The following is a 1,678-nucleotide window of genomic DNA, read 5'->3' as shown; positions in this document are numbered from 1 at the left end:
TGAGCGCCCAAGGGGCGCGATTACACGCCCGCAATAAATGAAAGAAACACAGTTAACAAGAGTTTTACGACTAATAACTTATACACTGAAAAAGTATCATGACAGTCAAAGCCGTTATTACACTGGTACGTATTCGTCCGAATGTGAGCGTGGTTCTGGGTGTTGTTGGCAATGGTATTGGTGAAGTAGTTAAAGCTACTATCCCGTTTAGGAGACTAGATTTACTTGCCCACCCAGGCGTGGTACACCCAATTTAAATCAGCGATGCAATCAATGCTGCCCTTGTCCCATGAGCAACTATAAAAAGCCGAAAAAACAAGATTTGGATATGAATTTACTATCCCAAATCAACTCGAATGCTGCAGGAATAGATATTGGTGCTGATAGGCATTGGGTAAGTGTACCTGCGGCGAGGGATGAGGAAAATATACGCAGTTTTGCTTGTTTTACTGGCGACCTTTATGCAATGGTAGAATGGTTAAAGCAGTGCGGTGTTGAGACCGTGGCAATGGAATCTACAGGGGTTTATTGGATACCTGTATTCCAGATTTTGGAAAGTCGTGGTTTTGACGTTAAACTCGTCAATGCTCACTATGTTAAAACTGTACCTGGTCGGAAAACCGATGTATTAGATTGTCAGTGGCTACAACAATTACATACTTACGGTTTACTGTCCGGCTCATTCCGTCCCGAAGACCAAATATGTAAGCTTCGCAGTTACATACGTCAAAGGGATAATCTGATTAAAAGTGCCTGCATCCATGTACAGAGGATGCAAAAAGCGTTAACACAGATGAATATACAATTACATCGAGTCATCAGCGATATTACAGGCACTACTGGTCTGAGCATTATTAGAGAAATTGTATCTGGGGAACGCAATCCAGTTAAATTAGCTACTTTGAAGGATGGACGTATTAAAGCCAGTTTGGAAGAAATAGCTGCTTCTTTAACTGGGGACTATCGTTTAGAATTAGTTTTTATCCTTGAGCAAGAATTACAACTTTACGAGTTTTATCAAACTCAAATCCAAAAGTGTGATATCCAAATTGAGCAATGTTTGACTTCATTTACTGATAAAGTTGATGTTGAAAAAAAACCTTTAGCTAAACCCAAGCGTCGGGGGAAAAAGCAACCAGGTAATGCACCACAGTTTGATTTACGTACACATTTATATCGCATCAGCGGTGTAGATTTTACTGCTGTTGATGGTTTGGGTGCTTTAACTGTACTCGTACTGCTTTCTGAAGTTGGTTTAGATCCAAAACGCTTTCCTACTGTTAAGCACTTTACCTCTTGGTTAGGTCTATGTCCTGGTAGTCGTGTTACTGGCGGTAAAGTTAAAAGTTCCAAAACTCGCCCTATTGCCAGTCGCGCTGCGACTGCTTTTCGCATGGCGGCACAAACTCTATGTCGCAGTCATTCTGCTTTAGGTGCATATTACCGTCGTATGCAATCACGAATGGGCGCTCCCAAGGCGATTACTGCTACCGCTCATAAATTGGCACGTATTTTTTATCGCCTTTGGACATCTGGCGAACACTATACTGACCCTGGTATTGATGCAGAAGAACAACAGTATCGAGACCGGATACTTAAAAACCTGAAGATAAAAGCTCAAGCTTTTGGCTTAGAGCTCATCCCTATTTCCAACGCTACGGAATGTGTTTCTTAGGAG

Annotated in this window: 2 protein-coding genes; both read left to right on the top strand. The window is 41.8% G+C overall.

Going from position 1 to position 1,678, the window contains the following annotated elements; all coding sequences use genetic code 11:
- Positions 1 to 98 precede the first annotated feature (98 nt).
- A complete protein-coding gene (locus V7K89_RS31340) occupies positions 99 to 257 on the top strand; it encodes a hypothetical protein (protein WP_335194331.1) in 159 nt (52 codons plus the stop codon).
- Between the two features lie 71 nt (positions 258 to 328).
- The gene (locus tag V7K89_RS31335; protein ID WP_335194333.1) at positions 329 to 1,675 is read left to right on the top strand and encodes an IS110 family transposase; all 1,347 of its coding nucleotides are present in this window, start codon (positions 329 to 331) and stop codon (positions 1,673 to 1,675) included.
- Positions 1,676 to 1,678: the final 3 nt, after the last annotated feature.

Origin of the sequence: Nostoc sp. (assembly GCF_036917515.1) — a bacterium.
GTDB lineage: Bacteria > Cyanobacteriota > Cyanobacteriia > Cyanobacteriales > Nostocaceae > Nostoc.
This window is presented reverse-complemented; position numbering and strand designations above follow the sequence as displayed.